At 73.4% G+C, this 4,849-nt stretch carries 4 protein-coding genes; 1 reads left to right on the forward strand and 3 read right to left on the reverse strand.

Annotation, left to right across the window (positions count from 1 at the left end; translation table 11 throughout):
• On the reverse strand, positions 1 to 812 hold an 812-nt coding region (locus G3I65_RS11365; RefSeq protein WP_160696076.1), incomplete at its 3' end, for a zinc-binding alcohol dehydrogenase family protein.
• A gap of 692 nt (positions 813 to 1,504) precedes the next feature.
• Between G3I65_RS11365 and G3I65_RS11370 the strand changes: the two genes are divergently transcribed.
• Entirely contained in the window at positions 1,505 to 3,139 is a 1,635-nt protein-coding gene (locus tag G3I65_RS11370; protein WP_160696073.1) for a beta-1,3-glucanase family protein, read from the forward strand.
• 50 nt (positions 3,140 to 3,189) lie between these two features.
• Here G3I65_RS11370 and G3I65_RS11375 read toward each other — a convergent pair whose 3' ends face one another.
• Both G3I65_RS11375 and G3I65_RS11380 read right to left on the reverse strand, forming a co-directional pair.
• Positions 3,190 to 4,425: an acetyl-CoA hydrolase/transferase family protein gene (locus G3I65_RS11375; RefSeq protein WP_160696074.1), complete on the reverse strand. Its 1,236-nt coding sequence runs from the start codon at positions 4,423 to 4,425 to the stop codon at positions 3,190 to 3,192.
• A gap of 12 nt (positions 4,426 to 4,437) precedes the next feature.
• Positions 4,438 to 4,849, reverse strand: a 412-nt coding sequence (locus G3I65_RS11380) for a helix-turn-helix transcriptional regulator (RefSeq protein WP_160696075.1), incomplete at its 5' end; no start/stop codon positions are given.

Below are 4,849 nucleotides of genomic sequence, written 5' to 3' on the forward strand. Positions count from 1 at the left end.
TCCTGGAACAGGTGACGCTGGTAGTTCAGGACCGGCACGTCGGACAGGTGGATCCCCGCGATGGCCAGCGTCCCGCCGCGATCGAGGGCGGCCAGCGCAGGCGGGACGAGCGCACCGGCCGGCGCGAACAGGATCGCCGCGTCGAGGAGCTCCGGCGCGGCGTCCCCGGCGGACGCGGCCCCCAGCGCCAGCGCGAGTTCACGCGCTTCGGCACTGCGGGTCACGACGTGCACGGTGGCGCCCCGGGCGATCGCCACCTGAGCCGTCAGGTGCGCGCTGCCGCCGAAACCGTAGATCCCGAGCCGGCCGCCTTCGGGCAGTTCCGCCCGCTTGAGCGCGTGGTACCCGATCAGCCCGGCGCACAGCAGCGGCGCGAGCTCGTCGTCGGAGTAGCCGCCCGGCAACGCGAGCGCGTACGCCGCCGGGACCACCGCGAACTCGGCGTACCCACCGTCGGCGTCCCAGCCGGTGTAGCGCGACTCCGGGCAGAGGTTTTCCCGCTCTCGCAGGCAGAACCGGCACCGCCCGCAGGTCTCGCGCAACCACGCGATCCCGACCCGGTCCCCGGCCGCGAACGCACCGGCCCCCGCCCCGGCGGCGACCACCTTGCCGACGACCTCGTGCCCGGGCGTCACCCCCGGCCGGTGCACAGGCAGGTCGCCTTCGGCCACGTGCAGATCGGTCCGGCACACCCCGCACACCAGCACCCGCACCAGCAGCTCCCCCGCCGCGGGCCGGGGCACCGGCAGCCGCGCCCAGTCCAGGGGCCGCGAGGCCATCGGCCCGGGCCGGGTGACGCGCCAGGCCCCCATGTCCGCCGGCAGGTCCACGGCGCACCCTCCTCGTTCGGTCGCGGATCCCCAGCATGCCCCACGGGACGGCTTCGGGACCGGACCACCACGCCGGCCCGCTCTCAGGCGACACGGCCTGGCTCGCACGCCAAGCCGACTCGCATCCGCAGCCGGCGCGCACAAACACCAGTTGCCCACTCGCAACCGCAGCCGGCGCGCCCACACCAGCCAGCCGCCCCGCAGCCAGCGCCCACACACCGGCCGACCGACTCGCAGCCGCAGCCGCTGCCGGTGCGCCCCACCCACACACCAGCCGGCCCAGCGCGCCACCACCGGCATGCACCATCCGCCGCCCCACCACCAGACCGCTTCCCGCGCACCGCCAGCTGCCCGCACATCCACTGGCCCGTACCCGGAACGATCCCCGGGGTTCCCGCGGAAACGACCGTGAGATCCCCAGGACCACCACGCCGAGCGCCTCCGGCGACGCGACCGGCCCCCGCCCCCCACCCACCCTGTCCACTGTAGACAAAGAGCGGACCACCGGGATCACTGGTCCGGGCGGCAAAAGGGCACCGTCGAGGGCCGTCAGTACCCGACCCGGCCCACCGGATATTGACCGGCCCCCGACCGCATACCTACGGTCCGGTCACTCTGTCCGGCGGACGCGCGGCGGCCTGCCCCGCGAACCCCGGCCTTCCCGAGGAGGTGCCATGCTGTCGAGGCGTACCTTCGTCACCGCGGGCCTGGTCGCCGCGGCGAGCGCGCCGCTGTGGTCCGCCGCCACCGCGCCGCGCGCCCGAGCCGCCGCGGCCCTGCCGTTGACGCTGAAGAACAATTCGGGCAGTGGCACCGTCTACGCCTACATCAGCGGCGCGGACACCTCGGGCCGGCCTGGGTTCGTCACCGCCGACGGCCGGTTCCAGGCGCTGCCCAACCCGTCCGCGCCGGTGACGCCGATCCCGGACTACGCCATCCCGCTCGGCGGCTCGGGTTCGCAGCTCACCGTGACGCTGACCGACTACCTCATCGGCGGCCGCGTCTGGTTCTCCGTCGACAAGAAGATCCAGTTCTTCGTCAACCCGGGCCCCGGCCTCGTGCAGCCCGGCTTCACCAGCTCGGACCCGAACTGGCAGACGAACTGGACGTTCTGCGAGTTCACCTACAACAGCGCGAACCTCTACGCGAACATCAGCTACGTCGACATGGTCGCGCTGCCGGTGTCGATGGCCACCACCGGCGCGGCGGGCTCGCAGTCGGTCAGCCCGCTGCCGAACGGCGCGCTCGGGAGCATCGCGGACGGCCTGCGCGCCCAGCACAACACCGACGGCGCGCCGTGGGACCGCCTCGTCGTCACCGACAGTTCCGGCAAGGTGGTGCGGGTGCTCGCGCCAGGGCACTCCCCCGTCGACTTCGGTGGCTACTGGACGAACTACCTCAACGCCGTCTGGGACCACTACCGCTCGACGCCGCTGACGATCAACGGCCAGGGCGGGATCGGCTCCTACGCCGGCACGGTCAGCGGCGACGCGATCGTGTTCGCCGGCCTCACCACCAACGGCGTGCCGTTCACCAAGCCCAGCGCCGCCGACATCTTCGGCTGCGCGAGCGGGCCGCTCTACAACTCCGGCGCGGACGCGCGCGGCGCGGTCGCCGCCCGCCTCGCCGCGGCGCTGAACCGCAGCAGCCTGCTGGTGTCCGGCGGCAACAACCAACCCGACGGCGTCGCGCCGGCCAATTTCTACAAGGATGCCACCACGAACCACTACTCCCGCCTGGTGCACCAGTACGCGTCGATCGGCTACGCCTTCCCGTACGACGACGTCGGCCCGACCGGCGCCCAGCCCGTCGACGGCCACCTGCAGGACCCGGCGCCGACGTCGTGGACGGTCTCGCTGGGCCCGGGCGCGGGCGGCGGCACGACCCCGCCCGGCAGCGGCGGCACGAGCGCGTACTCGACCATCCAGGCGGAGGCCTACAACGCACAGAGCGGCACGCAGAACGAGTCGTGCAGCGAAGGCGGCGTCGACGTCGGCTGGATCGCGAACGGCGACTGGCTGAAGTACGCCCGCGTCGACTTCGGTTCGAGCTCGCCGAACCAGTTCGTCGCCCGCCTCGCCTCCGGTGCGGCGGCCGGGGTCAGCGGTGCGATCAAGGCACGGGTGGACAGCGTCACGGGCCCGGTCCTCGCCGAGATCGACTTCGCCAACAACGGCGGCTGGCAGAACTGGCAGACCGTGCCGGCCAACATCGTCAGCGCGGCCACCGGGGTGCACGACCTGTACCTGACGTTCTCCGGCAGCGCGTCGGACTTCGTCAACGTCAACTGGTTCACGTTCACCAGGTAGCGCGGACGTCCGTTCGGCGGGCCACCTCCGGCAGCTCGTCGGGAAAAGCCTTACCGCAGCGCGAAACCCAGTTCCCGCCCGCGCTCCCGCAGTTCCGCCCGCGCGTCGGGGTGCGCGACCCGGTCGACGATCTGCCGGGCCTGGTCCCCGGCGTCGTGCCCCCAGATCGCCGCGACGCCCTGCTCGCTCACGAAAAAGCTGTGCTGGAACGAAGTCACCGGCCCGGCCAGCCGCGGCACCACGGTCGACACGTCCGCCTTGGGGTGCCACGACGGGAGCGCGATGACCGCCCGGCCGCCCGGGGAATGCAGGGCGCCGACCACGAAGTCCGTTTGCCCGCCGAAGCCCGAATGGATCGCGCCGCGGACCCGGCTCGCGTTGGCCTGCGCGTACAGGTCGATCTCCAGCGCGCTGTTCACCGACACCAGCCGGCGCTGGCGGGCGATCACCGCGGGGTCGTTCGTCTTTTCGGTGCGCAGCAACCGCACCCGCGGGTTGCGGTCGACCCACTCGTACAGCTCCGCGCTGCCGAACACGAAGGACGCCGTCACCGGCTCGGCCGGGTCGAGGGCACCGGCGCGGTCGAGCGCGAGCACGCCGTCGCTGAACATCTCCGACCACACCGCGAGCCCGCGGCGGCCGGTCAGCGCGGCCAGCGTCGCGTCCGGGATCCCGCCGATGCCCAGCTGCAGCGTCGCGCCGTCGGCGACCAGGCCGGCCACCCGCTCGCCGATCTCCCGGGCCGTGCCGTCCAGCGGCCGCGGCACCGGCGACCGGAGCGGTTCTTCGACCTCGAGCGCGAAGTCGATTTCGTCGAGCGGCAGGACGCCGTCGCCGTGTACGAACGGCATGTGCGGGTTCACCTGCGCGATCACCAGGCCGCCGCGGGCGCGGGCGGCCTCGATCGCCGCGGGCAGGATGTTGACCTCGGTGCCCAGCGACACCACGCCGTCGACGGGCACCGACGTGTGCACCAGCACGACGTCGGGCGGCAGCGCCTGCTTGAGCAGTTGCGGCACGAGCGACAGCCGGGACGGGAAGTAGCGCAGCCCGGCGCGGCCGCGCATCCCCGGCCCGACGAACGGGGTTTCGAGCACCACCCCCGGCCGGTCCGGCAGGCCGTCCTGCGCGTTCAGCGCGAACAGCCGGTACTCCGCGAGTGCCGCGTCGACGACGGCCAGCGCCCGCGCGGGCGTCGCGAAGTTCCCGCTGACCACGACCCGCGGCACCGGCGCGGGCACCCCCGCCAGCACGGCGCCCAGTTGCTCTTCCGAAAGGACCCGCATGCCGCCATCCGATCATGGTCGAGGCGTCAGCCCGGCATCGGCACCGCTTTTTCCGCCGCCGGGAGATGTCGGACGCGACGTCCGGAACCCGCCCGGCGCGATCCCGAACTGCCGCTTGAACGCGTGCGAAAACGCGAACGGCGACCCATAACCGACTTTCGCCGCGATCGACGGCAACGGCAGCTCCGTGTCCTGCAGCAGGCGGGCCGCCGTCGTCAGGCGCCACCACGTCAGGTACGCCATCGGCGGCTGCCCGGTCAGCGCCGTGAACCGGCGGGCGAGGGTGGCGCGGGACAGCCCGACGCGGGCGGCCAGGTCCTCGATCCGCCACGGCGCCGCCGGTTCCGCGTGCAGCGCTTCCAGGGCAGCGGCGATCTCGGGGTCGCGCAGCGCCTGCGGCCAGCCCTCCCCCGGACGGCCGGCC

Source organism: Amycolatopsis sp. SID8362 (assembly GCF_010550475.1).
GTDB lineage: Bacteria > Actinomycetota > Actinomycetes > Mycobacteriales > Pseudonocardiaceae > Amycolatopsis > Amycolatopsis eburnea.